Genomic DNA, 25,190 nt, shown 5'->3' with positions numbered 1-25,190 from the left:
GAAGTGAGTTAAAATTTGCCCCATCCGGGGTTTTGCTATGTTACTTGTGAGTCTTCAGGAAACAAGCAAAATTCAGGGGGAAAGCGGATTTATTACAGCAGAGGCGGGGCGCATCAACGCCCCGATAAAAAGAGGTTTAACTCGCTTTTTTCACCAGCGGCAGATCAAAGGCTTTACGCAGGGCCCTGACAAAGGCTTTATCCTGGCAGATGGTTTTGCCCGGGCTGTCTGAAAGTTTCGCTACCGGCTTGCCGTTGCACTGCACCAGCTTGATAACGATGTTCAGAGGCGTTACGCCCGGAATATCGCAAGTTAGACGCGTACCGATGCCGAACACCACATTCGTCCGCTGACCAAAGTGGCGATAAAGCGCCAGTGCTTTGTCGAGATTTAAGTTGTCAGAAAAGACCAGGTGTTTACTTTGCGGATCGATACCCAGCTTCTGATAGTGGGCGAGGGCTTTCTCGCCCCATTCAACCGGATCGCCGGAGTCGTGACGCAGTCCCTGATAGCGGCGGGCAAACACCGGACCGAAATCGCGCAGGAACGCATCCATGGCGATGCAGTCGGTCAGCGCGATACCCAGCTGGTCGTCATACTCGTCCAGCCACGCCTGCAGCGCAGCACGCTGACTGTTGGCGAGAACCGGGCTGATCTGCTGGAAGGCCTGGAACCACTCATGTGCCTGCGTGCCGACCGGCGTCAGTGACAGACGGCGCGCCAGATCATAGTTACTGGTGCCAATCAGCCACGGAAAATCCTGCTTCAGCGTGGAGACAATCGACTGCTGCACATCCTGCGAATAGCGGCGGCGGGTGCCGAAATCCATCAGGCGGAAGCGCGACATATCGAAGTCAGCTACCTGCGTCTTAAAGTCGCCCAGTTTCTGATGCAGATGGTCAATCGCCTGCTGGGTGGTGACCTGCGGCGTGCGATGACGATGCACAATCTCACTGATCAGCGCCAGTAGCGGCACCTCCCACAGGATCACCTCCCGCCACGGCCCCTGGATACGAAGCTCCAGTTTGCCATGATGATTGCGCACCTCAACCTGCTCCGGGTTATAGCGGAACTGGCGCAACCAGCTGAGGTAGTCCTGCTGGAAAAAGGGAAGGCGGGATAACCAGGTCGCTTCATCATCAGTCAGCGCCAGGTGTTGCATGGCAGTAATCGCTTCACGAATTTCGTCAGCGTAGAGACCCAGCAGTTCGTCGCCGCGGCAGCGAAACTCCGCCGCCACCGTTACGTCATGATAGCGGTGGAAAACGGCCTGCTGCATATGGAGCTTATAGGCGTCCGTATCCAGCAGGGAGGTCAGTATCGGGGAAGCATGTCCTGTCATGGCGCGTTTCAGCATCCTGTTCGGTGGCACAGTGCCCGGTGTTGTACACAGTCATAAAGACGCAAAAGTATAATTCACTATCTGAAGCCAATCACAGCATATTTCAGTCGGGCGGGTCGAGGCCAATCTGTGCCTTTGTTAACAAAGTGTAGCCATTTCACCCTTTAGGTGCATTGTGCGTGGCAAGCTTGTAGTAACAAGCTTAGACTTTGCCGGTAAACTTATAACAACGACGCGAGACGCAATATGACGCAACAGCCCCAAATCAAGTATCGCCACGACTACCGTGCGCCCGATTACACCATCACCGATATCGATTTAACTTTTGAACTGGATGCGTCGACGACCCGTGTAACGGCCATCAGCCAGGTTAAACGCGTGGGCGACAGCCAGGCTGAGCTGCGACTTGACGGCGAAGCGTTAACGCTGATTGCGCTGGAGGTCGACGGGCAACCTTGGACGGCCTTCCGTGAAGAAGAGGGCGTACTGGTTATCAGCCAGCTGCCGGACAGCTTCACCCTGAAAATCATCAATGTGATTCATCCGGATCAGAACACCGCGCTGGAAGGGCTGTACAAATCGGGCGAGGCGCTCTGCACCCAATGTGAGGCTGAAGGCTTCCGTCATATTACCTGGTATCTCGATCGCCCTGACGTGCTGGCGCGCTTTACCACTACCATTTATGCCGATGGTGAGCGTTATCCGTATCTGCTCTCCAACGGAAACCGCATTGACAGCGGCCGGGATGAGCAGGGCCGCAGCTGGGTGAAGTGGGAAGATCCGTTCCCGAAACCCTGCTACCTGTTTGCGCTGGTGGCGGGCGATTTCGACGTGCTGCGCGACAGCTTCACCACCCGTTCAGGACGTGATGTGGCGCTGGAGATCTTCGTTGACCGCGGTAACCTCGATCGCGCCGACTGGGCGATGACCTCGCTGAAAAACAGCATGAAGTGGGATGAAGAGCGTTTCGGCCTGGAGTATGACCTCGACATCTTTATGATCGTAGCCGTGGACTTCTTCAACATGGGGGCGATGGAGAACAAAGGTCTTAACGTCTTCAACGCCAAATATGTGCTGGCGAAAGCGGAAACGGCGACCGACAAAGATTACCTCGGCATTGAGGCGGTTATCGGTCACGAATATTTCCACAACTGGACCGGTAACCGCGTGACCTGCCGCGACTGGTTCCAGCTCAGCCTGAAAGAGGGACTGACAGTGTTCCGCGATCAGGAGTTCAGCTCCGATCTGGGTTCACGTGCGGTGAACCGCATCGATAACGTGCGTATCGTGCGCGGCGCGCAGTTCGCCGAAGATGCCAGCCCGATGGCGCACCCGATCCGTCCGGATCAGGTTATCGAAATGAATAATTTCTACACCCTGACGGTGTATGAAAAAGGGTCAGAAGTCATCCGCATGATGCACACCCTGCTGGGTGAAGAGAACTTCCAGAAGGGCATGAAGCTCTATTTTGACCGTCACGACGGCAGCGCTGCAACCTGTGATGACTTTGTTCAGGCGATGGAAGATGCCTCAAATGTCGATCTGTCGCAGTTCCGCCGCTGGTACAGCCAGTCAGGTACGCCGGTACTGACGGTGCGCGACGATTACAATCCGGAACTTGAGCAGTACACGCTGCACGTCACGCAGCACACCCCAGCGACTGCCGATCAGAAAGAGAAACTGCCGCTGCATATCCCGCTGGATATTGAGCTGTATGACGGTGAAGGGAAGGTGATCCCGCTGCAGAATAACGGCCATCCGGTGCATCATGTGCTGAATGTCACCGAAGAGTTCCAGACCTTTATTTTCGATAATGTCTACTTCCAGCCGGTGCCGTCGCTGCTGCGTGAATTCTCTGCGCCGGTGAAGCTCGACTACAAATGGAGTGATGCTCAGCTCACCTTCCTGATGCGTCATGCACGCAACGACTTCTCCCGCTGGGATGCGGCTCAGAGCCTGCTGGCGACCTATATCCGCCTGAACGTTGCCCGCTATCAGCAGGGCCAGCATCTGTCGCTGCCGCTGCATGTTGCCGATGCTTTCCGCGCGGTGCTGCTCGATACCGACTGTGACCCGGCCCTGACCGCGCTGATCCTGACGCTGCCGTCAGAAAATGAGATTGCCGAGCTGTTTGACACTATCGATCCGCAGGCGATTGCGCTGGTGCGTGACGCCCTGCAACGCACACTGGCACGCGAACTGGCCGATGAGTTCTTTGCGATCTACAACGCCAATCAGCAGCCTGAATACCGTGTGGAGCATGACGCGATTGGTCAGCGCAGCCTGAAAAATGTCTGCCTGACCTATCTTGCCTTCAGTGATGCACAGCTGGCGGACAAACTGGTGCAGACGCAGTATCACCAGGCAACCAACATGACGGATGCGCTGGCGGCGCTTTCCGCTGCTGTGGCGGCTCAGTTACCGTGCCGCGATGCGCTGCTGGCGGCTTACGATGAGCGCTGGCATCAGGATGGTCTGGTGATGGACAAATGGTTTGTGCTGCAGGCAACCAGTCCGGCTGCCAACGTGATGCGCAACGTGCGTCAGCTGCTGAATCATCGCTCCTTCACTATGAGCAATCCAAACCGCGTTCGCTCGCTGGTGGGGGCTTTTGCCTCGGCTAACCCGGCCGCGTTCCATGCTAAAGATGGCAGCGGCTACAAGTTCCTGGTGGAGATGCTCATCGATCTGAATACGCGCAATCCGCAGGTTGCGGCACGAATGGTGGAGCCGCTGATTCGTCTGAAACGTTATGACGAAGGCCGTCAGGCGATGATGCGTCAGGCGCTGGAGCAACTGCTGGAGCTGGATAAACTCTCTGGCGACCTCTACGAAAAAATTACCCGGGCACTGAACGCCTGATACTAAAAAAGGGAGCGTCTGAGACGCTCCCTTTTTCAGCGCTGCTGCGCGTAACGTACCGGCTGCGGTCGTTCCGTACGCTGCATTACCCGATCCAGCACCTCCGCTTCCAGCTCGGCCAGCCGCGCCGATCCACGACGCCGTGGTCGCGGCAGATCTACCAGCAGATCCAGACCGATCTCACCCTCTTCGATCAACAACACGCGATCCGCCATCACGACCGCTTCACTGACATCATGCGTGACCAGCAGAACGGTAAAGTGATGTTGCTGCCACAGTGACTCAATCAATCCCTGCATTTCAATGCGGGTCAGGGCATCCAGCGCCCCCAGTGGTTCATCCAGCAGCAGTAAGCCGGGCCGATGAATCAGCGCTCTTGCCAGCGCCACACGCTGTTTCTGCCCACCAGAAAGTGCAGCCGGCCACTCATTGGCGCGATCGGCCAGTCCCACCGCCGTCAGGGCATCCATCGCCGCGCTGCGCCATTCGCGTCCGCGCAGGCCCAGCCCGACGTTATCAATGACTTTTTTCCACGGCAGCAGTCGCGCATCCTGAAACATCAGGCGGGTATCGTCGCGCGCCGACTGCAGCGGCGCATTGCCTGCCAGCAGTTCACCGCTGGAGCTTTGTTCCAGTCCGGCCAGCAGGCGCAACAGAGTGCTTTTGCCGCAGCCGCTGCGACCCACTACCGCTACAAACTGACCTGAAGGAATATGCAGGTCGATCTTATTGAGAATGGTACGACTGCCATACTGTTTGCTGACGCCGTTAACGCCAACCGGCGTGCCGGTGTTAAGGCGGGCGGGTGAGAGAGTCTGGCTCATGCGTTCTCCACCTTCAGTTGGTAAGCGGGGTGCCAGCGCAGCCAGACGCGTTCCAGTAACAACGCGGCGACATCCGCCAGTTTGCCGAGCAGGGCATAGAGAATGATGGCGACCACCACCACATCGGTCTGCAGGAATTCACGCGCGTTCATTGCCAGATAGCCGATGCCCGCGTTGGCGGAGATGGTTTCAGCAACAATCAGCGTCAGCCACATCAGACCGAGCGCAAAACGCACGCCGACCATAATATTTGGCAGTGCGCCGGGCAGGATCACCTGGATAAACAGACTCCAGCCGGAGAGGCCATAGCTGCGCGCCATCTCAACCAGCCCGCGATCGATATTGCGGATGCCGTGATAGGTATTCAGATAGATCGGGAACAGCGTGCCCAGCGCCACCAGAAAGATTTTGGCGGACTCGTCGATTCCGAACCAGAGGATCACCAGCGGGATCAGCGCCAGATGTGGCACATTGCGCAGCATCTGCACCGACGTATCCAGCAGGCGTTCACCGGTTTTTGAGGTGCCGGTGATCAGCCCAAGTATCAGGCCGATAGAACCGCCAATGCTGAAGCCGATCAGCGCCCGCCAGCTGCTTATCGCCAGATGCTGCCAGAGTTCACCGCTGGCAGTCAGCTGCCAGAAGGTGGTCACAATTTTCTCCGGCGCGGGCAGAATACGGTTCGATAACCAGCCGGTTTGCGAAGCAATCTGCCACACCACAACAAGCAGCGTCGGCAATAGCCACGGCACCAGCGTATCAGCAAGGCGTTTTCGGGTTCTGGCCATCATGCTCTCCTCAGCCCCGGGCGACTTTTTTCTCAGGGGTAAAATCGTTGGCTACCGCTTCACCATGCGCCTGAACCACGCGCGGCTGAGGCACCAGTGGCACCTGTAGATCAAGATGCGGGAACAGCAGTTCGCCAACACGATAAGCCTCTTCCAGATGCGGATAACCCGACAGAATAAAGGTCTCGATGCCCAGCGCTTCATACTCTTTGATGCGTGCGGCCACGGTCGGACCATCGCCGACCAGCGCGGTTCCGGCTCCACTGCGTACCAGACCCACACCTGCCCACAGATTCGGGCTGATTTCGAGTTTGTCGCGGCGACCACCGTGCAGCGCAGCCATCCGGCGCTGACCCACAGAATCGGCCCGCTGGAACGCGGCCTGTGCCTTCGCGATAGTGGCGTCATCCACATTGGCAATCAGCCGGTCGGCGGCCTGCCAGGCTTCTTCATTCGTTTCGCGCACAATCACATGCAAACGGATACCAAACCGCACCGTACGTCCCTGCGCGGCCGCTTTTGCACGCACCTGTTCAATCTTTTCCCGAACCTGAGCAGGCGGTTCGCCCCAGGTGAGGTAAACATCGACCTGTTCGGCCGCCAGTTCCTGAGCCGGTTCAGAAGAGCCACCAAACCAGAGCGGTGGGCGAGGCTGCTGCACCGGCTTAAACATCAGACGTGCGCCGCGAACCTTCACGTGCTTGCCTTCGTAGTCGACGGTTTCACCTTCCAGTACCCGACGCCAGACGCGGGTGAACTCGGCAGATTCTGCGTAACGTTCACGGTGATCCAGGAACACCCCATCGCCCGCCAGCTCTTCCGGATCGCCGCCGGTCACCAGATTGAACAGCGCGCGGCCGTTGGAGAGGCGATCCAGGGTAGCAGCCTGACGCGCCGCCTGAGTCGGTGAAATCACGCCAGGACGCAGCGCCACAAGGAAGCGCAGGCGCTGCGTCACCGGAATCAGCGAGGCGGCAACCAGCCAGGCATCTTCACAGGAGCGGCCGGTTGGGATTAATACACCACCAAAGCCGAGACGGTCAGCGGCTTGCGCCACCTGTTGTAAGTAGGCGTGATCAACCGGGCGCGCGCCTTCGGCGGTGCCAAGATAGTGGCCGTCGCCATGCGTCGGCAGGAACCAGAAAATGGATACGCTCATTATTGCTCCTTACTGCGTTACGGTATGCGGTTGCCAGATGCGATCCTGGATCGTCACTTTGACTGGCAACAGATGATTGGCATAAAACAGGTCAGCGGTACGCTGCTGTGCGGCTGCGGTTTCAGCACTGACCGGCGAAATCCGGGTGGGCGGACGATGGCTGAGATAGCTGGCAATAACCGGTTCAGGCAGGCCCATTGCCTGCGCCAGAAGCGTGGTGCTCTGCTGAGGCTGGCTGATAGTCAGCGCGTCGGCACTGCTGAAGGTGTCGAGCACCTGCTGGATAAACGCGCCGTGGGCTTCGGCATAGCTGCGCGTCGCCAGATAGAAGGATCCGGTCAGGTTCAGTGAGCTGCCATCAATCAGCAGGCGTGAATTACCCTGCAGCAGTACCGAAGAGTAGTAGGGATCCCAGATTGCCCAGGCATCCACGTCACCCTGCTGGAAGGCGGCGCGCGCATCGGCTGGCGTCAGATAGACGGGTGTGATGTCTTTAAATGTAAGGCCCGCCTGCTGTAAGGCGCGCAGCAGTAAATTGTGTGAGCTGGAACCTTTCTGGAAAGCGACTTTTTTGCCTTTCAGATCGGCAACCTGTTTCAGAGCGCTGTTTTTCGGCACCAGAATCACTTCGGATTTCGGTTTTGGCGGCTCCGAACCGACATAGAGCAGATCGGCGCCTGCGGCCTGGGCAAACAGCGGCGGAAGATCACCGGTACTGCCGAGGTCAATGCTGTTGATGTTCAGCGCTTCCAGCATTTGCGGGCCAGCCGGGAACTCGATCCACTTAATGTGAGTATGGGGAAAACGCTTCTCCAGCAACTGATGTGACTTCGCCAGCACCATGCTGACTGAACCTTTCTGATAGCCGATGCGAATCTCAGCCGGATCCGATTCAGCGGCCTGTACCTGAAGGCCAGCCAGTAACAGTCCTGCCACCAGCCACTTTCCTAATCTCTGCTTCATCGATCGCTTCCTTATACTGCCTGCGCAACGGGATGGTGATGACGGGTCAGCGCCAGCCAGAATGCGGAGACGGCTTCATCAAGACGCTCTGCCAGTGAATCTTCCAGTACAGGCTGGCGATCGTAATGCGTGACCTGGCTGTCTTCGGCGTAGATCCCATGCAGAATTTCCTGTGCTTTTAAAGCGTTGAGAACCGGCTTCAGCGCATAGTCCAGCGCCAGCATATGCCCGACACTGCCGCCGCTGGCGAGTGGCAACACAACTTTGTGCTCCAGTGCGCGCTCAGGCAGCAGGTCGAGCAGAGTCTTAAGCGCGCCCGAAAACGACGCTTTGTAAATCGGTGTCGCCACAATCAGGCCATCAGCCGAGGCCAGGTCGTCACGCAGGGCCAGCAGCGCGGGCGCATCAAAGCGCGCATTAATCAGATCGTCAGGCTGAAAGTTGTGAATATTCCAGGGAATGACTTCAATGCCACGTGCCTCCAGCTTGTGCTGACACAGCGTCAGCAATGAGGTTGAGCGGGAGGGAAATCGTGGGCTGCCTGCCAGCGTAATAACTCGCATCATCACTCCTTATAACTAAAAGTTATTGATTATCAAAAGTTGAGAACTTATGCCTTCATACTGTCAGAGCAGGGGAGTGGGCTTAAATGATTTATCCGGCAAAGCAAGGGTAAAAACTGCAAATAGACGTACCTGTGGCAGATAATGAAAACATCGCTTCCGATAATTCTTAAAATAAAGGCGAGCAGTGAAACCATTCATTAAGAGCAGTGATGCAAGCGGGTTAAAACAGGACGCGTGGTGGAAAAAACTATCTTTCTTCTGATTGCTTAACCATTCTGTTTGTGGCTGAAACCGTGTTGAAGCGCAGCGGCAGCCTGAAACCGGATGGTAAAGCAGCCTGACATCAGCCTGTTTCAGTGGTGTTCCGGCATGATATTAGGATTAATTGCAGAGCGTAAACTGTAATAAAAATGAAGGAATGCTGAAGTTATTCACGGTTTCAGATGTTCGCTTACATATTCCTCATTCTGGTTACGCCTGCCTGGTGGGGGTAATTTAAATCATTCCTCAACGGTTTTAACATTACAGCGGGCTATAGATGCACTTTTTTTAACAGTGATAATCAGGTGAAACGTTAAGATAATTTTTACAACTGGTCTTTTTTTGCATAACCGGTTTAAGATAATCAGGCTAAATCAAAGCCATCATAATAGTAGCGTATTACTCTTTTCGACGTTTCACCTCTGGTCAGTCCCTGCATCTGGCAGGTGAATCGTATTGTCATTTTCTAACAGCAGAGAATTGCCTATGTCTGACACCTTATTATCAGTGATTATTCCAACCTACAATGTAGAGAAATATATTGTGGAGTGCGTCGATTCATTATTACGTCAGGTTAAAGCGCCCAATGAAATAATCATTGTGAATGATGGATCCACCGACGGAACATTAGCCTTAATTGAACAGAATTATGCGCATCTTTCTCAGGTAAAAGTGATTACCATTGAAAATGGCGGCCTCGGTAATGCGCGGGATACCGGTATCGCACTGGCTCAGGGTCAGTTTCTCTTCTTCTGTGACCCGGATGATGTAGTGGTGGACGGGCTGGTTACTGAGCTGGCCATGGTGGCGGAAAAGCATCCTGAAACCGATCTCTTCTGCTTTAACTCCTGCGTCTATGAAGATGGCCACATCGATGTGACCTCACCCAAAGTCAGACATGATCACTTTGGCCAGCAAAAACCGCAGGAAGTCTTTTTGCGCCTGTTACGTAATGGGCGCTATACCTCTGCCGTCTGGAATTATGTACTGCGAAAAAGCGTGATTGAACAGCACAAATTACGCTTTGTACGCCGTGTTCATGAAGACCACAATTTTACGCTTTCTGTCTTTATGAAGTGTCAGCATGCCTGGGTCAGTCGCCAGGTCTATTATAAACAGCGAATCCGCAGCGGTTCACTGACTAACAGTACCAAAGGAAATGAGTTTTTCTATCAGCGCTATGATGCCTTTATGCACGCTTACAACACGTTAGTCAGTTCATTACCTAAATCAGACTGGCGTAGCGCGCTGGAGAAAGCTTATTTACTGCAATCTTTTCGCCTGATGATCTATTTATCACTTTATAACGGGACGCCTGTGCCGGAATATGTCATTAACGCTATCCGCTTTATGGGACGTAACGTTAAAACAGAAAATATTAAAGAGTGGCTATTGTTCAACCGACCGGAGCTGTTTATTGCATTGCAGCATTACAAGGTTAAAAAAGAGCTCAGGGGTGCCGCCTGATTCTGAAAAGCAGCCTGATTCTGAAAAATGTGAAGCGATATTGTTTATGCCTTAGCGAAATGAGAAGGTGAGACATGCAATGTGTATAAGGTTGTTGCGTCATGGCAAAAGTACTCGATAAAAGTCTGGTTATTAATATTTTCTCGCTGCTGGCCTACCGCGGCGCATCGTTTTTGTTTCCGCTGGCCACGCTGCCCTATCTTGCCCGCGTTCTGGGTGTAGAGCAGATGGGTACGCTGGCGCTGGCCATCGCCTGCGTGCTCTATTGCAGCACCATCTCTGACTGGGGATTCAACGTCTTTACCACCAAAGACATTGCTCACCATCGTGATGACAAGGAACGCGTCAGTCAGCTCTTCTGGTCAACCTTTAACGCCAAGCTGATGCTGCTGGTGGTAACCAGTGGCACGTTACTGACGGCGACCTGGTTTAATCCCGCCTGGCATCCGCTGTTCTTTATCATCCTGGCGAACTGCACCACGCTGATAGGCTCGCTGTTTTCATTCGGCTGGCTGATGCAGGGCTTTGAGAAGCTGGGTAAAACGGCGATGATCGCCACCTTCGGTAACTTCTGTGCCATTCCACTAACCTTTTTGCTGGTGAAATCTCCGCAGGATACCTGGCTGGCGGCGCTGATCCCTGGCACTGTCTCCATCATCAGCGCAGCGATTACGTTGAAGTTTGTGCTGGAGATGAAAGTCATTGGTCGTTACCGCTTTGAACCGAGCGAAATCAAACAGCGCATCACCGACAGCATGGATGTGTTTATTGCTATCGCGGGTGCCAATCTGTTTAACAGTGTCAACGTGGTGATCCTGGCCTCCTTTACCTCTACCTACATGGTCGGGATCTACAACGGTGCGGATCGTCTGCGTAAAGCGGCTAACTCAGTACCCGAGCAGATCGGCAGCGCTTTCTTCCCGCGCGTCAGCCACCTGTTTGGTCGGGATAAACGTGCCGCCATTGCGGCGACGCGCAAAAGCCTGCTGCTGTCGTTTTCCCTGAGTCTGTCGATTGTCATCTTTACCTGGTTCTTTGCTGACCTGGTGGTCTCTATTTTACTGGGTAAAGACTTTATTCCGTCGGCGGATGTGCTGCGCGTCTTTGTGCTCTGCTTCCTGTTTGGCAACATTGCCTATCCGGCTGGATTACAGATTCTGATCCCGCACGGTCTGGCGCGTCAGCGTATGTGGGTCATGATGGCCGCTGGCGTGATAAACGTGCCGCTGTGCTGTTTCCTGGCCTGGAAGTTTGGTGCTATCGGTGCCGCATGGTCGATGGTAGGGGCTGAAGCGTTTGTCTGTCTCGGTATCTTTGGCATCATGCAGCGTCACGGCATTCTGCGGGAGTATCTGTTTCCTTCCGAGGTGAAAAACCAGCCCGTAAACGATTCCGCCGTTTAAGATCAAAGCATTTTCATATAGTTTTCTGCATCCCCGCCGTTCGATTTACTTTTGCGCCAGAGCACTTTACCATTCTGGCGCACATTTTCCCGTGCACCGACTTTCACGATTGCTTCCGTCCTTCAGGAGAGTGCATGTTTTATCCTATCGTCCGACCGGCGCTGTTTAAACTCGACCCCGAACGCGCGCACGAACTCACCTTTCAGCAACTGCGTTTTATGAACGGCACGCCGCTGGAGCTGTTTTATCGCCAGAATCTGCCGTCGCGTCCGGTCACCTGCATGGGACTGACCTTTAAGAATGCCCTGGGCCTGGCTGCGGGTCTGGATAAGAACGCAGAGTGCATTGATGCGTTTGCGGCGATGGGCTTTGGTTTTGTTGAAGTCGGCACCGTCACGCCGCGCGCCCAGGCAGGTAATGACAAGCCGCGGATGTTTCGTCTGGTGGAAGCGGGCGGCATTATCAACCGGATGGGATTTAATAATCTCGGTGTTGACCACCTGGTTGAGAATGTAAAAAAAGCGCGTTTTAACGGCGTGCTCGGGATCAATATCGGTAAAAATAAAGATACGCCGGTTGAGCAGGGCAAAGAAGATTATCTGATTTGCATGGAAAAGGTTTATGCCCATGCCGGTTATGTCGCCATCAATATTTCCTCACCCAACACGCCAGGTTTGCGTTCACTGCAATATGGTGAAGCGCTGGATGATTTGCTCTCCTCCATCAAACAGAAACAAAAAGAGCTGGAAAAGCGTCATCTGAAATATGTTCCGCTGGCCGTAAAAATTGCGCCCGATCTCTCTGAAGATGAGTTAATTCAGGTCGCGGACAGTTTGATTCGTCATCAGATTGATGGCGTCATTGCCAGTAATACTACGCTCGATCGTTCGCTGGTAAGCGGCCTTAAGCATGCTGAAGAAGCGGGTGGATTGAGTGGACGGCCAGTGCAGTCGCGCAGTACGGCGGTGATCCAGCGCCTCTCTCAGGAGCTGCAGGGGCGCCTTCCCATTATCGGCGTTGGCGGCATCGATTCTCTGACCGCCGCGCGTGAAAAAATCGCCGCAGGTGCAACGCTGGTTCAGATTTATTCAGGCTTTATTTATCAGGGGCCAGGATTAATTAAAGATATCGTCACGCATCTCTAAGACAATTCTCACAATGATTAGCTGGGGGGTTTATTTATCCCCTCGGCTCGTTTATATTTTGTCCTGTTGCACGCTTTTTCAGCTTTTCCTTATGTTTCTTTTTTCGCTGAATTCTGCGCGATTTTTGGCGCAGCGGTAAATACAGGGCACACGATGAAAATTAAACCCGATGATAACTGGCGCTGGTATTTTGATAGCAGCCACGACCGAATGATGCTCGACCTGGCTGACGGGATGCTTTTCCGTTCCCGCTTTTCCCGCAAAATGCTCACGCCGGACGCGTTCACTGAATCGGGTTTCTGTGTCGATGATGCCGCTCTGTATTACACCTTTGAAGAGACCTGTCGTCAGTGCAAACTCAGTGGCAGCCATCGTGCTGAGCTGGTGCTGAATGCGCTGGTCGCCGCGCGCTTTCTTAAACCCCTGATGCCGAAAAGCTGGCATTTCACCTCGCATGCTCCGGCAATGCAGCCCCGTCCCGGTGAAATGGTACAGGTTACGCTGGCCGAAGAGGGGACGCTGGCACGTCTGCTGGTGGTTGAGAGTGGTAATAATGCGGCGCTTTGCCTGCTGGCGCAGCCAGGTTTAACCCTGGCCGGTAAAAATATGGTGCTCGGCGATGCCATTAAGGTGATGAACGACCGCCTGCAGCCCTGGTACCAGGATGTCGCGCACTACGCCCGCGCGGTCTGATTACTTCACTTCTATATCACCTGCCGGAATACAGCTGCAGCTTAAGAGGGTGCCGTCCTGACGCAGGGCACTCTGTTTAAGCGCTTTTACTTCACCGGCTACCAGACTCAGCTTGCAGCTACCACACAGACCTGCCCGACAGGAGTAAGGGATGCGAAAGCCCTGCATCTCCAGCTGATCCAGTAATATCTGCTGATTATCCCCGGTAAAGGTCTTGCCCTGAAATGTGATGGTCACAGCATCCGGTGCCTGTTGCTGTGGTTTCAGCGTTTCGACCACTTCGCCGGCACCATAGCTGCGCGGCGCATGACGTTTCAGGACGATCATTTCATCACCCGCACGCACCACGCCACTGTTACGCGCCACTAAGTTCAGACCGAAATCGATGTCACCACTGCCATCCTGAGCAGTGCGGAAAGTCTGCAGCGTCGCCAGCGGATGACCGGTGGGATGCTTAAGTCCGGTCTCGGTGCTGACCGTGGTTAGCACACAGCGACTGCATGGCTTGGGAGCCTCAAAGATGACGTCGCCAATCTGAATCTCTGCCCAGCTATCCTCATCCCAGGCGGTCGCGCCGCTGACGATCAGGTTCGGACGAAACTGTTCGGCACGGATGCTGGCCGGGCAGCGCTGTTGCAGATCGTGCAGCGACGCGTTGTTGATTAGCAAAAACGGAAAGCCATCGGCAAAGCTCAGCGGAATATGATCAAACTTTTTGACCCGGCGAGTCGGTTGCGGCCCGATCCAGCGCAACTGAACCTCACGCGGGAAGAACTGACTCAGCCACTGATTAATCGGCTGGGGCGCAATGCGCGCAGTAAAGTGGTTGCCCCAGACTTCGGTGGGATGATCCTGCTCACTAAAATCGCTGAAGCGGATCAGGGACTGGCTGCCATCCGGCGCGGCCAGCAGCAGGCCATCCGGCAGGATCGCGGGCGTAAAGCGCACCATCTCCGGGTGCTGACGTGCAGTAATAAAGGTGCCATCAGGTTCGGTCACCATAAACAGCCGATCAAATGCCAGTCCGCTGTCAGTGACCAGCGCATGTGACAACGCTAATCCCCGCATTGACTTCACAGGATGAATAAATAAGCGGGAAAGCGTGATCATGGTGTTCTCCTTGAACCCGACGCGCGACACAAAAGAAGCTAACTTTATGACATAGGTCTCCGATTCGCTATAATGCGCGACAATTTTCTCAAGAGTTAAAAAGTGACGATATGAATTCTCTGTTTGCCAGCACGGCGCGTGGGCTCGAAGAGCTGTTAAAAAGTGAGCTGGACGCGCTGGGCGCGCAGGATTTGCAAGTGGTGCAGGGAGGCGTTCACTACGAAGCCGACGATCGCGCCATGTACCAAAGCCTGATGTGGAGTCGTTTAGCATCACGCATCCTGTTGCCGCTGGGAGAGTTTGGCGTCTACAGCGATCTCGATCTCTATCTGGGTGTACAGAGCGTGGACTGGCCGTCGATGTTCGGCAGCGACAAAACGTTCGTCGTGCATTTCAGCGGGACCAACGATTCGATTCGTAACAGCCAGTTCGGCGCGCTGAAAGTCAAAGATGCCATCGTGGACAGCTTTACCCGTCAGAATCTTGAACGGCCGAATGTCGATCGTGAGCAGGCGGATATCCGTGTTAACGTCTGGCTGAATGACGATCGCGCCAGCATTGCGCTGGATCTCAGCGGCACCTCACTGCATCAGCGCGGCTATCGCCAGCAGACCGGCCAGGCTCCGTTAAAAGAGACGCTGGCGGCGGCAATTGTGCTGCGTTCTGGCTGGGAGCCGACCACGCCGCTGATCGACCCGATGTGTGGTTCAGGTACGCTGCTGATTGAAGCGGCGCTGATTGCCTGCGATCGGGCACCGGGCCTGCTGCGTAAGCACTGGGGCTTTACTGCCTGGAACAAGTTTGATGCTGCGCTGTGGCAGGACGTGAAAACCGAAGCGCAGAACCGTGCCCGCGCGGGCACGGCGGCGACTCAGGCGCGCTTTTTTGGTTATGACAACAATGGCCGGGTGCTGGAGTGGGCGCAGGCGAATGCCCGTCGTGCTGGCGTCTTTGAACTCTTTACGTTTGCGCAACAGGACCTGCTGCAACTGACCAATCCGCTCGATCCGGCGGTTCACGGCACAGTGCTGAGTAACCCGCCGTACGGTGAACGTCTGGAGAGCGAGCCGGCGCTGATTGCGCTGCACAGCCAGCTCGGACGTCTGATGAAGCAGCATTTTGGCGGCTGGAACCTGTCGCTGTTCAGCGCCTCGCCTGAACTGCTGAGCTGCCTGCAACTGCGAGCCGATCGCCAGTTCAAAGCGAAGAACGGTCCGCTGGATTGCGTGCAGAAAAACTATCAGCTGGCGGTTAACAGTCATGAAAGCGCCGGACAGATTGCGGAAGATTACGCAAACCGTCTGCGCAAAAATGTGAAGAAGCTGGAGAAGTGGGCACGTCAGGAAGGCATTGAATGCTACCGCATTTATGACGCCGATCTGCCAGACTACAACGTTGCTGTCGATCGCTATGGTGACTGGGTCATTATTCAGGAGTACGCGCCACCGAAAACCATCGATCCGAATAAAGCGCGTCAGCGCCTGTTCGATGTTATCAGCGCGACACTGAGCGTACTGCAACTGCCTGCTGACCGTCTGATTATGAAAACGCGTGAGCGCCAGAAAGGCAAAGCGCAGTATCAGAAGCTCAGCGAGAAGGGCGACTATTTCGAAGTTAAAGAGTTTAATGCGCGTTTCTGGGTGAACCTGACCGACTATCTCGACACCGGCCTGTTCCTCGATCACCGCATTGCCCGTAAAATGCTCGGTCAGATGAGTCAGGGCAAAGATTTCCTGAACCTGTTTGCCTATACCGGCACCGCCAGTGTGCACGCCGGTCTGGGCGGTGCGCGTTCGACCACCACGGTAGATATGTCGCGTACCTATCTGGAGTGGGCGGAGCGCAACCTGCGTCTTAACGGACTGACCGGGCGTCAGCACCGCCTGATGCAGGCGGATTGCCTGAGCTGGCTGAATGAGAGTGATGAGAATTTTGACCTGATCTTTATCGATCCGCCAACCTTCTCCAACTCAAAACGTATGGAAGAGAGCTTTGACGTTCAGCGCGATCATATGATGCTGATGCGTAACCTGAAGCGCCTGCTGCGTCGCGGCGGCACCATCATGTTCTCCAATAACAAACGTGGTTTCAAAATGGACATGGATGGTCTGAAAGCACTGGGCCTGCAGGCGCAGGATATTACCCAGAAAACGCAGTCGCAGGACTTCGCGCGTAACCGTCAGATTCACAACTGCTGGCTGATCACTCATGCCGGTAAGGAATAAGATTACATGTCATTAATCAGTATCCACGGCGCTTATCTCTCCTTCAGCGATGCGCCGCTGTTAGACAATACCGAGCTGCACATCGAAGAGAACGAACGCGTCTGTCTGGTGGGCCGTAACGGAGCGGGTAAATCCACGCTGATGAAAATCATCAATGGCGAACAGCCACTGGATGATGGTCGCATCATTTATGAAACTGACCTGGTGGTGGCGCGTCTGCAACAGGATCCGCCGCGCAATATTACCGGTTCGGTCTACGACTTCGTGGCTGAGGGCGTTGAAGAGCAGGCTGAGCATCTGAAAGCCTATCACGCCATTTCCCATGTGGTGATGGAAGATCCCAGCGATAAAAACCTCAATGAGATGGCGCGACTGCAGAGCATTCTCGACCATCAGAACCTCTGGCAGCTGGAAAGCCGCATCCATGACGTGCTGGAACAGATTGGTCTGCAGCCCGATACCGAGCTGTCGTCGCTCTCTGGCGGCTGGCTGCGTAAAGCGGCGCTGGGCCGTGCGCTGGTGAGTAACCCGCGTGTGCTGATGCTGGATGAGCCAACCAACCACCTCGATATCGAAACGATCGACTGGCTGGAAACCTTCCTGAAAAACTTCAGCGGTAGCATCGTCTTTATTTCGCATGACCGTTCGTTTATCCGCAACATGGCGACGCGTATTGTCGATCTTGACCGTGGCAAGCTGGTCTCCTGGCCGGGCAACTACGATCTTTATCTGGAAGGCAAAGAGGAAGCGCTGCGCGTTGAAGAGATGCAGAACGCCGAATTTGACCGCAAGCTGGCGCAGGAAGAGGTGTGGATCCGTCAGGGCATCAAAGCCCGCCGCACCCGTAATGAAGGTCGTGTGCGCGCGCTGAAAGCGCTGCGTCGCGAACACTCAGAACGTCGTGAAGTCATGGGCAAAGCCAACATGCAGGTGGGCGAAGCGTCCCGTTCCGGCAAGATTGTGTTTGAGCTGGAAAATGTTGACTACGCGGTGGGCGGCAAAACGCTGGTGAAGGATTTCTCAACCCAGGTTCAGCGTGGCGATAAAATTGCGCTGATCGGGCCGAACGGTTGCGGTAAAACGACCTTACTGCGTCTGATGCTGCAGCAGCTGAAAGCCGATCACGGCCGCGTGCATTCCGGTACCAAGCTGGAAGTCGCTTACTTTGACCAGCATCGCGCTGAACTGGATCCGGATCGTACCGTGATGGACAACCTGGCTGAAGGCAAGCAGGAAGTGCTGGTCAACGGCAAACCGCGCCACGTGCTGGGCTATCTGCAGGACTTCCTGTTCCATCCAAAACGTGCGATGACGCCGGTGCGTGCGCTTTCCGGCGGGGAACGTAACCGTCTGCTGCTGGCGCGCCTGTTCCTGCGTCCCAGCAACCTGATGATTCTGGATGAACCAACCAACGACCTCGACGTCGAAACGCTGGAACTGCTGGAAGAGCTGATCGATGGTTATCAGGGCACTGTGTTACTGGTGAGCCACGATCGTCAGTTCGTCGACAATACCGTCACCGAGTGCTGGATTTTTGAAGGCAGCGGCGAAATCGGTACCTTTGTGGGCGGTTATCACGATGCGCAGCAGCAGCGCGCCGCCTACCGGCAGCACAGGTCTGCTTCACCGGCTAAAGCGACAGCGAATAGCGCGAAGCCAGCCGCCGATAAGAGTGAAGCGAAGCGTAACGTGAATAAGCTCAGCTACAATCTGGCGCGTGAGCTGGAACAGCTGCCGCAAAAACTGGAGCAGCTGGAAGCGCGCATCGGTGAACTGCAGGCGAAGATGAGTCACCCGGACTTCTTCAGTCAGGCACACGATCAGACGCAACCGGTGCTGGATAATCTGGCGCAGGCTGAGCAGGAGCTGGAAACCGCTTTTGCGCGCTGGGAAGAGCTTGAGTCACTGAAAAACGGCGCGTAGGGCAGGGCTAACGGATGTGTTCAGCAGTGAAAAGTAACGCGTGGATGCTCTGTCCACAATGCGATTTAATGATTAAGCTGCCGGACATTCCCGTTGGCAGCCGTGCGTCATGCCCGCGCTGCCATACTTCCCTGACGGCCAACTGGCACGAACCACGTAAACGGCCGACGGGCTATGCGCTGGCGGCACTCTTTATGCTGCTGCTGGCGAATCTGTTTCCTTTTGTCTCCATGAAAGTGGCGGGGCTGACCAGCCAGATTACGCTGTCGCAGATCCCCCAGGTCATGGTGACGGAAGATTACAGCAGCCTGGCGACACTGTTTCTGCTGTTTGTGCAGGCGGTTCCGACCTTCTGCATGGTCACCATTATTCTGCTGGTCAATCCTGTCCCTCTGCCCGTCCGCCTCAAAACTGGTCTGGCGCGTATCCTGTTTCAGCTGCGTAACTGGGGCATGGCAGAAATTTTTATGGCGGGCGTTTTGGTCAGCTTCGTCAAGCTGATGGCCTATGGTGATATCGGACTGGAAACCAGCTTCTGGCCGTGGGTGCTGTTCTGCCTGCTGCAGCTGCGCGCCTTTCAGTGCGTTGATCGGCGGGGCTTATGGGACAGTCTTTCCCCGCGACCCGCCATCTCTCATCCACCCGAAGTGGGCATCAGTGGTTTAGAGCAGGGCCTGCGCTCCTGCCCCTGCTGTACCGCCATTCTGCCGGAAGCCGAGCACACCTGTCCGCGCTGCGGCGTCACCGCCCAGGCGCGGCGTAAGCACAGCCTGCAATGGACGCTGGCGCTGCTGTTCACCTCAATACTGCTTTATATCCCGGCTAACCTGTTGCCGATCATGGTGACGGAAACCCTTGGCACGGCTTATCCCTCAAATATTATGGCGGGGGTCATTGTGCTGTGGGGCGATGGCTCCTATCCGGTGGCGCTGGTGATCTTTATCGCCAGTATCATGGTGCCGACGCTGAAGATGCTGGCAATCGGCTGGCTCTGCTGGGATGCCAGCGGACGCGGGCGGCGTGACAGTCATAAGATGCATAAAATTTATGAAGTGGTCGAATTTGTTGGCCGCTGGTCAATGATCGACGTGTTTGTGATTGCCGTGCTCTCTGCGCTGGTGCGTATGGGGCAATTAATGAATGTTTATCCCGCGTGGGGGGCAGTATTGTTTGCGATGGTGGTGATTATTACCATGATCGCTGCTATGACCTTTGACCCGCGATTAACCTGGGATCGTGTACGCGAAAACAATATGAAGGAGTCGCGCCTTGACGGAAACTAACCACGGCCATGCAAAGGTGGAACAGATTAAGCGCTGGTCGCCGGTCTGGATTGTCCCCATCGTTACGCTGTTAATCGGCGGATGGATCCTCTTTTATCACTTCAGCCATCAGGGGCCTGAAGTCACTTTAATTACCGAAAATGCCGAAGGCATTGTTGCCGGTAAAACCACGATTAAAAGTCGCAGCGTCGATGTCGGCGTAGTAGAGAGCGCGGTCTTAAGCGACGATCTTCACCATGTGGAAATCAAAGCGCGTCTGAATGCGGGCATGGAAAAACTGCTGCACAGCGACAGCGTGTTCTGGGTAGTGAAACCGCAGGTGGGACGTGAAGGGATCAGCGGGCTTGGCACGCTGCTGTCAGGTGCGTATATCGAACTGCAGCCCGGCACCAAAAAACAGCCACCTGAACAATTTAAGCTGCTGGATGCGCCGCCGTTAGCGCCACCGGATGCCAAAGGTATTCGTATCGTACTGGACAGCAAAAAGGCAGGCCAGCTTAATCCGGGTGATCCGGTGCTGTTCCGTGGCTACCGTGTCGGTACGGTTGAGACCAGCGTATTTGATACTGACAAACGTATGATGACCTATCAGCTGTTTGTCGCTGCACCCTACGATCGCCTGATTACCACCAACGTACGTTTCTGGAAGGACAGCGGCATCGCCGTGGATATGTCCGCTTCAGGGATGCGGGTTGAAATGGGATCGCTTACCACGCTATTCAGCGGCGGTGTCAGTTTTGACGTGCCGGATGGCTGGGAGCTGGGCGAGCCCGCGCAGAACAAGTCTGACTACCATCTGTTTGACGATCAGCGCAGCATTCAGGACTCGCTCTACACCAACCATATCGACTACGTGATGTTCTTCTCTGACTCGATTCGGGGTCTGCAGGCGGGTGCGCCGGTTGAGTTCCGTGGCATTCGTCTGGGTACCGTCTCCGAAGCGCCGCTGATGAAAGCGGGCCTGGATCAGGCACTGAATAATGATTACCGCGTGCCGGTGCTAATCCGCATTGAGCCGGATCGCTTTATCAGCCGACTGGGTGAAAACTTCGATCTGGAACAGCATCTTCAGGATGGTAAAAAACGTGGCCTGCGCGCAACGCTGAAAACCGGCAACCTGTTGTCAGGCGCGCTCTATGTCGATCTCGACTTCTATGACAATGCGCCAGCTTACAAAGGGCCACAGAAAGTTTCTGGCTATGAAGTGATCCCAACGGTCAGCGGCGGCCTGAGCCAGATTCAGCAGAAGCTGATGGCGGCGCTGGATAAGATTAACAGTCTGCCACTGAACGGTATGGTCAATGAAGCGACGGGTACGCTGAAAGAGAGCCAGAAAACGATGCGTGATCTGCAGCGCACCATCGACAACATCAACAAAGTCACCGCCAGCCCGGCCATGAAAACGCTGCCGGAAGATCTGCAGCAGACCTTGCGCGAGCTGAACCGCAGCATGAAGGGCCTGCAGCCAGGTTCGCCTGCCTACAGCAAGCTGGTCGGCGATATGCAGCGGCTGGATCAGGTGTTGCGTGAACTCCAGCCGGTGTTGAGAACGCTGAACACCAAGAGCAATGCGCTGGTATTTGAGGCGAAACCGGGACAGGATCCCCAGCCGAAGAGGGCGAAACAGTGAAAAAAGGATTGATACTTTGTGCCGCGCTGGTGTTGAGTGCGTGCAGCAGCAGCGTTGACAATACCTGGTATCAGCTGCCCTCCGGGGCGGCGTCCATGCAGGTCACCAGCAGTCAGCTGAATGAAGCGCAGCCGATGTTATGGGTGCAGCAGGTGACGGTGCCGGACTATCTGGCAGGTAATGGACTGGTTTACCAGACCAGCGATGTCAAATATGTTATCGCCGCGAATAATCTCTGGGCCAGCCCGCTTGATCAGCAGTTACAGCAAACGCTGATTACTAATCTGAGCAAGGCGCTGCCTGGCCGATTAGTGGCGGGCTCACCGTTAGGCGCGCAGCACGACACGCTGAATGTAACCATTACAGGCTTCCAGGGACGCTACGATGGCAAAGCGATTGTCAGTGGCGAATGGACGCTGGAACATCAGGGTCGCCTGACCAAACAGGCGTTTAACCTCGTGCTGCCGCAGACTGAAGATGGCTACGATGCAATGGTCAGAACGCTGGCGGCGGGCTGGCAGCAGACCGCACAGAAGATTGCTAATAGTGTGGTTGCGTTAAATTAAGATTGATGTGAATAAATAAGCTAAGCCCCTGAACGATAGTTGTGCTTTATCGACATTGTTCAGGGGCTTTTTTATTAGCTTATTCAGAAAGATAGTGCTGGCGGATGCATCACAAAACGTCCTTAATTTTACCGATTAAGGTCACATTTATGACACTGGCATGAAGATTGGGCATTGATCTTTGGGTGCGCAGGAGGTAGAACATAAGGGTGGTTGAACATTAATTCACCACTTTTCTTTCCACCAGATTCCACAGACCTTACATGAGGGACACGGAGTATGAAGAGACAGAAACGAGACCGCCTCGAACGCGCCCATTCACGTGGTTATCAGGCAGGCATTACTGGACGCTCAAAAGAGATGTGTCCGTATCAGTTGATTGACGCTAAGTCTCACTGGTTGGGAGGTTGGCGACAAGCCATGGAGGACAGGTCGGTAGCTGCATAACCGGATGTCACTGAAAAGGGAATATAACCTCCGCCATGCGCGGAGGTTTTTGTTTCCGGGGGAAACGCTTAGAAAGCGGCGGTATCTTTAAACAGGCCGACTTTCAGATCGCTGGCGGTATAGATCAGATTACCGTCAACCAGCACTTCACCATCTGCCACGCCCATCACCAGTTTGCGATTAATGACGCGTTTGAAGTGAATGCGGTAAGTGACTTTCTTCGCTTCTGGCAGGACCTGTCCGGTGAATTTCACTTCACCCACGCCCAGCGCGCGACCTTTACCTTCGCCGCCCAGCCAGCCCAGATAGAAACCGACCAGCTGCCACATGGCATCCAGGCCCAGACAACCCGGCATCACCGGATCGCCAATAAAGTGACAGCCGAAGAACCAGAGATCGGGATTGATATCCAGCTCCGCTTCAACAAAGCCTTTATCATATTTGCCGCCGTCTTCGGTCATTTTGACCACGCGGTCCATCATCAGCATGTTGCCAGATGGAAGCGGCGGACCATTTTCGCCAAACAGTTCACCACGACCTGACAGAATCAGATCTTCTTTGGTATAGGATTCGCGTTTATCTACCATGTTTTCAATAAGCCTTGTTTTAGTGAATCACGAATATTAGCGAACAGTTGTACGCTGAGCAAATCGGATTAACGGTGGTTGAACCAGTTAAGCCAGCGGAGCGCCCAGGGACGTTGCGGCACGTCCGGCTGGTTAAACAAGCTAATGCGTTCCTGGATGGTATTCAGCAGGCAGTCGCCCTGACCATCTTCAGTACTCCAGATTTTACCAGTCAGGAGCGGTAGCGCTTCATCAGCACGGTCGATCGCCCAGATATGGAAGCGACCCTGTTCAACCGCTGTCACAACGGCCTGGTTAAGACTGAGATGGCGTACGTTGCAGGCAGGAATAATTACACCCTGCTGACCCGTCAGTTCACGCTGATGACAGATATCAAAGAAGCCTTCGATCTTCTCATTCAGTCCGCCAACTGGTTGTACGTTACCAAATTGATCGACTGAGCCAGTCACGGCGATTTGCTGATTGATCGGCTGATTCGCCAGCGCGCTGATTAAGGCACAGAGTTCAGCCAGCGAAGCGCTATCACCGTCGACCTCGGAATAGGATTGCTCAAAGACCATTGAGGCTGAGAAGGGCAGTTGCTGATCGAGCTCCAGCTCGGCGATCAGAAATGCCTGCATGATCATCATGCCTTTAGCATGAATGTTTCCGCCCAGCTCCGCTTTGCGCTCAATATCCATGAACTCGCCATCGCCGGGATGAACCACGCAGGTAATACGAGAGGGATCGCCCCAGGCGCGGGGGTGGCCAGCATATTCCACGACCGACAGGCCGTTAATCTGACCGACCACTTCGCCTTCGGTTTCAATCAGAATCTGTCGCAGCAGGATCTCATCACGCATCCGTTCATTGAGATAATTCTCGCGCCACAAGCGCGCTTCAAGCGCATCACGCAGCGCTTCGGCATCGAGTGCATCGCCCATCAGGGCCGACTCGCGCATCTGACGCTGCAGCCAGCGCGGGCAGAGTGGCAGGGTATCCTGATCGCCGCTGTACCGGACACCTTCTTTAATCAGCTCTGGCCAGAAGTCCGCTTCCGGCAGGGGCAGGCCAGCCTGTTGCGCCAGTTCAGCGTTCCAGCGACACCAGGCCAGCATGTCATCTTCATCCACAATCTGAATGTTCTCTTCAAATTCAGTATAGATGGCCATTTCATGCGCTTCAGGGTCTAGCTCCTGAAAATCCGCCAGCGCTTCCCGGTCGCCGCACAGGACCAGGTTAAGGTTGAGTGGCAACGTAGGAATCGAGACAGGCAGCGGCCGGCGTTCATCCTGAGATGTCCACTCAACATAACCTTGCTCAATACACTTTTTCAGGCGCAGCCAGAGAATCGGCTGCGTCAGCAGGCTACGCAGTGACAGTACCAGCGTACCGCCATTGGCGCGATGGATAAGCCCTGGCTCGAGCTGGATGCGATCTTTATACTGGCGCACGCAGCCAAATAACTGCTCCATCTCAATCCACTCAGCAAAGTGAATACCACCCTGACTGGTGAATGGGCGTTGCGGATCGGAAGGGGGCTGAAGCGTGACGTTGTCAGCCATGATATGGTAATCACCGCCGGACAGAGTGGTACTGTCAGTCATGACCCGCTGCGCGGCCTGAACGATAAAGGTCAGATAATCGCGATTCTCCTGGCTTCGAACCAGCAGTAACGGGAATCCCTGCGTCTGGTGATGTAAATGCGCCAGCGCATTCAGCAACCGGGGCTGTACCGTTGCCAGAGCATCAGTTTCTTCATCAGCAATTCGGGAGAAAACGGATTGGTATTGTGCGCTATCCGGCTGTAAGGTCTGCCACGTAAGTTGAGTGCTGGTCAAAATAATCGCATTTGTCTGTTTTAAGAAAAGCGAGATTATACAGGATTCACCCTTGTTAAGCACTGCAGACTTCCTGTTGAAGATGTGATGATGGCAGCATGTTTTTCGTTGCTGCATCCGGGAAAA

Annotated in this window: 20 protein-coding genes; 11 read left to right on the top strand and 9 right to left on the bottom strand. The window is 54.8% G+C overall.

Annotated elements, in window-relative coordinates; all coding sequences use genetic code 11:
• Nucleotides 1–136 precede the first annotated feature (136 nt).
• Entirely contained in the window at nt 137–1,342 is a 1,206-nt protein-coding gene (gene pncB / locus EGO56_RS12685; protein WP_135909489.1) for a nicotinate phosphoribosyltransferase, read from the bottom strand.
• Between the two features lie 246 nt (nt 1,343–1,588).
• Here pncB and pepN point away from each other — a divergent pair, with 246 nt between their 5' ends.
• Nucleotides 1,589–4,204 carry an aminopeptidase N gene (gene pepN / locus EGO56_RS12680; RefSeq protein WP_135909487.1) on the top strand — a complete coding sequence of 872 codons (2,616 nt, stop codon included), beginning with the start codon at nt 1,589–1,591 and terminating at the stop codon, nt 4,202–4,204.
• Between the two features lie 35 nt (nt 4,205–4,239).
• Here pepN and ssuB read toward each other — a convergent pair whose 3' ends face one another.
• The 5 genes from ssuB to ssuE are packed head-to-tail and all read right to left on the bottom strand — an operon-like array spanning nt 4,240 to nt 8,501.
• On the bottom strand, nt 4,240–5,028 hold the full coding sequence (gene ssuB, locus EGO56_RS12675; RefSeq protein WP_013357336.1) for an aliphatic sulfonates ABC transporter ATP-binding protein: 789 nt from the start codon (nt 5,026–5,028) through the stop codon (nt 4,240–4,242).
• Nucleotides 5,025–5,816 carry an aliphatic sulfonate ABC transporter permease SsuC gene (ssuC, locus tag EGO56_RS12670; RefSeq protein WP_135910580.1) on the bottom strand — a complete coding sequence of 264 codons (792 nt, stop codon included), beginning with the start codon at nt 5,814–5,816 and terminating at the stop codon, nt 5,025–5,027. The genes ssuB and ssuC overlap by 4 nt, the downstream gene beginning before the upstream one ends.
• A 10-nt stretch (nt 5,817–5,826) precedes the next feature.
• Nucleotides 5,827–6,975, bottom strand: a complete 1,149-nt coding sequence (gene ssuD, locus EGO56_RS12665; protein ID WP_013357338.1) for an FMNH2-dependent alkanesulfonate monooxygenase — start codon at nt 6,973–6,975, stop codon at nt 5,827–5,829.
• A gap of 9 nt (nt 6,976–6,984) precedes the next feature.
• The gene (locus EGO56_RS12660) at nt 6,985–7,938 is read right to left on the bottom strand and encodes a sulfonate ABC transporter substrate-binding protein (protein ID WP_095707432.1); all 954 of its coding nucleotides are present in this window, start codon (nt 7,936–7,938) and stop codon (nt 6,985–6,987) included.
• Between the two features lie 11 nt (nt 7,939–7,949).
• Nucleotides 7,950–8,501, bottom strand: a complete 552-nt coding sequence (gene ssuE, locus EGO56_RS12655) for an NADPH-dependent FMN reductase (protein ID WP_135910579.1) — start codon at nt 8,499–8,501, stop codon at nt 7,950–7,952.
• Nucleotides 8,502–9,251: 750 nt separating this feature from the next.
• Here ssuE and EGO56_RS12650 point away from each other — a divergent pair.
• From EGO56_RS12650 to EGO56_RS12635, 4 genes are all read left to right on the top strand, one after another.
• Nucleotides 9,252–10,232, top strand: a complete 981-nt coding sequence (locus EGO56_RS12650; protein ID WP_135909485.1) for a glycosyltransferase family 2 protein — start codon at nt 9,252–9,254, stop codon at nt 10,230–10,232.
• Nucleotides 10,233–10,333: 101 nt separating this feature from the next.
• Complete coding sequence (locus tag EGO56_RS12645; protein WP_135909483.1) at nt 10,334–11,635, top strand: flippase; 1,302 nt, start codon at nt 10,334–10,336, stop codon at nt 11,633–11,635.
• Between the two features lie 134 nt (nt 11,636–11,769).
• On the top strand, nt 11,770–12,780 hold the full coding sequence (pyrD, locus tag EGO56_RS12640) for a quinone-dependent dihydroorotate dehydrogenase (protein ID WP_135909481.1): 1,011 nt from the start codon (nt 11,770–11,772) through the stop codon (nt 12,778–12,780).
• A gap of 153 nt (nt 12,781–12,933) precedes the next feature.
• Entirely contained in the window at nt 12,934–13,473 is a 540-nt protein-coding gene (locus EGO56_RS12635; RefSeq protein WP_013357345.1) for a cell division protein ZapC, read from the top strand.
• On the opposite strand, the gene EGO56_RS12630 is transcribed toward EGO56_RS12635, so the two are convergent.
• Nucleotides 13,474–14,583 (bottom strand): YcbX family protein, encoded by a 1,110-nt coding sequence (locus EGO56_RS12630; RefSeq protein WP_135909479.1) that lies wholly within the window; start codon nt 14,581–14,583, stop codon nt 13,474–13,476.
• Nucleotides 14,584–14,693: 110 nt separating this feature from the next.
• Between EGO56_RS12630 and rlmKL the strand changes: the two genes are divergently transcribed.
• From rlmKL to rmf, 6 genes are all read left to right on the top strand, one after another.
• A complete protein-coding gene (gene rlmKL / locus EGO56_RS12625) occupies nt 14,694–16,808 on the top strand; it encodes a bifunctional 23S rRNA (guanine(2069)-N(7))-methyltransferase RlmK/23S rRNA (guanine(2445)-N(2))-methyltransferase RlmL (RefSeq protein WP_033782537.1) in 2,115 nt (704 codons plus the stop codon).
• A gap of 6 nt (nt 16,809–16,814) precedes the next feature.
• Nucleotides 16,815–18,731, top strand: coding sequence for an ABC transporter ATP-binding protein (locus EGO56_RS12620; RefSeq protein WP_135909477.1), 1,917 nt, complete (start codon nt 16,815–16,817; stop codon nt 18,729–18,731).
• Nucleotides 18,732–18,745: 14 nt separating this feature from the next.
• Nucleotides 18,746–20,014, top strand: a complete 1,269-nt coding sequence (gene pqiA / locus EGO56_RS12615) for a membrane integrity-associated transporter subunit PqiA (RefSeq protein WP_135909475.1) — start codon at nt 18,746–18,748, stop codon at nt 20,012–20,014.
• On the top strand, nt 20,001–21,644 hold the full coding sequence (gene pqiB, locus EGO56_RS12610; protein WP_095707426.1) for an intermembrane transport protein PqiB: 1,644 nt from the start codon (nt 20,001–20,003) through the stop codon (nt 21,642–21,644). Before pqiA ends, pqiB begins: the two co-directional genes overlap by 14 nt.
• On the top strand, nt 21,641–22,210 hold the full coding sequence (gene pqiC / locus EGO56_RS12605) for a membrane integrity-associated transporter subunit PqiC (protein ID WP_013357351.1): 570 nt from the start codon (nt 21,641–21,643) through the stop codon (nt 22,208–22,210). Before pqiB ends, pqiC begins: the two co-directional genes overlap by 4 nt.
• A gap of 279 nt (nt 22,211–22,489) precedes the next feature.
• A complete protein-coding gene (gene rmf, locus EGO56_RS12600; RefSeq protein ID WP_008925875.1) occupies nt 22,490–22,657 on the top strand; it encodes a ribosome modulation factor in 168 nt (55 codons plus the stop codon).
• A 68-nt stretch (nt 22,658–22,725) separates the two neighbouring features.
• Here the strand turns inward: rmf and fabA are convergent, their stop codons facing one another.
• Together fabA and EGO56_RS12590 are read right to left on the bottom strand one after the other, a co-directional pair.
• A complete protein-coding gene (fabA, locus tag EGO56_RS12595; RefSeq protein ID WP_008925876.1) occupies nt 22,726–23,244 on the bottom strand; it encodes a bifunctional 3-hydroxydecanoyl-ACP dehydratase/trans-2-decenoyl-ACP isomerase in 519 nt (172 codons plus the stop codon).
• A 68-nt stretch (nt 23,245–23,312) separates the two neighbouring features.
• Nucleotides 23,313–25,181 carry an AAA family ATPase gene (locus EGO56_RS12590; RefSeq protein WP_135909473.1) on the bottom strand — a complete coding sequence of 623 codons (1,869 nt, stop codon included), beginning with the start codon at nt 25,179–25,181 and terminating at the stop codon, nt 23,313–23,315.
• Nucleotides 25,182–25,190 lie beyond the last annotated feature (9 nt).

It is taken from the genome of Pantoea vagans, from assembly GCF_004792415.1.
Taxonomy (GTDB): Bacteria; Pseudomonadota; Gammaproteobacteria; order Enterobacterales; family Enterobacteriaceae; genus Pantoea; species Pantoea vagans.
The sequence above is the reverse complement of the archived record's forward strand: the minus strand, read 5'-3'. Positions and strand labels throughout refer to the sequence as shown.

What these genes read in the sequence shown, in the direction of transcription:
- pepN (WP_135909487.1), top strand. Translation starts at nt 1,589, where the DNA reads ATGACGCAACAGCCCCAAATCAAGTATCGCCACGACTACCGTGCGCCC.
- ssuB (WP_013357336.1), bottom strand. Translation starts at nt 5,028, where the DNA reads ATGAGCCAGACTCTCTCACCCGCCCGCCTTAACACCGGCACGCCGGTT.
- EGO56_RS12635 (WP_013357345.1), top strand. Translation starts at nt 12,934, where the DNA reads ATGAAAATTAAACCCGATGATAACTGGCGCTGGTATTTTGATAGCAGC.
- EGO56_RS12620 (WP_135909477.1), top strand. Translation starts at nt 16,815, where the DNA reads ATGTCATTAATCAGTATCCACGGCGCTTATCTCTCCTTCAGCGATGCG.
- pyrD (WP_135909481.1), top strand. Translation starts at nt 11,770, where the DNA reads ATGTTTTATCCTATCGTCCGACCGGCGCTGTTTAAACTCGACCCCGAA.
- EGO56_RS12650 (WP_135909485.1), top strand. Translation starts at nt 9,252, where the DNA reads ATGTCTGACACCTTATTATCAGTGATTATTCCAACCTACAATGTAGAG.
- pqiA (WP_135909475.1), top strand. Translation starts at nt 18,746, where the DNA reads ATGTGTTCAGCAGTGAAAAGTAACGCGTGGATGCTCTGTCCACAATGC.
- ssuE (WP_135910579.1), bottom strand. Translation starts at nt 8,501, where the DNA reads ATGCGAGTTATTACGCTGGCAGGCAGCCCACGATTTCCCTCCCGCTCA.
- fabA (WP_008925876.1), bottom strand. Translation starts at nt 23,244, where the DNA reads ATGGTAGATAAACGCGAATCCTATACCAAAGAAGATCTGATTCTGTCA.
- EGO56_RS12660 (WP_095707432.1), bottom strand. Translation starts at nt 7,938, where the DNA reads ATGAAGCAGAGATTAGGAAAGTGGCTGGTGGCAGGACTGTTACTGGCT.
- ssuD (WP_013357338.1), bottom strand. Translation starts at nt 6,975, where the DNA reads ATGAGCGTATCCATTTTCTGGTTCCTGCCGACGCATGGCGACGGCCAC.
- pncB (WP_135909489.1), bottom strand. Translation starts at nt 1,342, where the DNA reads ATGACAGGACATGCTTCCCCGATACTGACCTCCCTGCTGGATACGGAC.
- rmf (WP_008925875.1), top strand. Translation starts at nt 22,490, where the DNA reads ATGAAGAGACAGAAACGAGACCGCCTCGAACGCGCCCATTCACGTGGT.
- rlmKL (WP_033782537.1), top strand. Translation starts at nt 14,694, where the DNA reads ATGAATTCTCTGTTTGCCAGCACGGCGCGTGGGCTCGAAGAGCTGTTA.
- EGO56_RS12630 (WP_135909479.1), bottom strand. Translation starts at nt 14,583, where the DNA reads ATGATCACGCTTTCCCGCTTATTTATTCATCCTGTGAAGTCAATGCGG.
- EGO56_RS12590 (WP_135909473.1), bottom strand. Translation starts at nt 25,181, where the DNA reads ATGCAGCAACGAAAAACATGCTGCCATCATCACATCTTCAACAGGAAG.
- EGO56_RS12645 (WP_135909483.1), top strand. Translation starts at nt 10,334, where the DNA reads ATGGCAAAAGTACTCGATAAAAGTCTGGTTATTAATATTTTCTCGCTG.
- ssuC (WP_135910580.1), bottom strand. Translation starts at nt 5,816, where the DNA reads ATGGCCAGAACCCGAAAACGCCTTGCTGATACGCTGGTGCCGTGGCTA.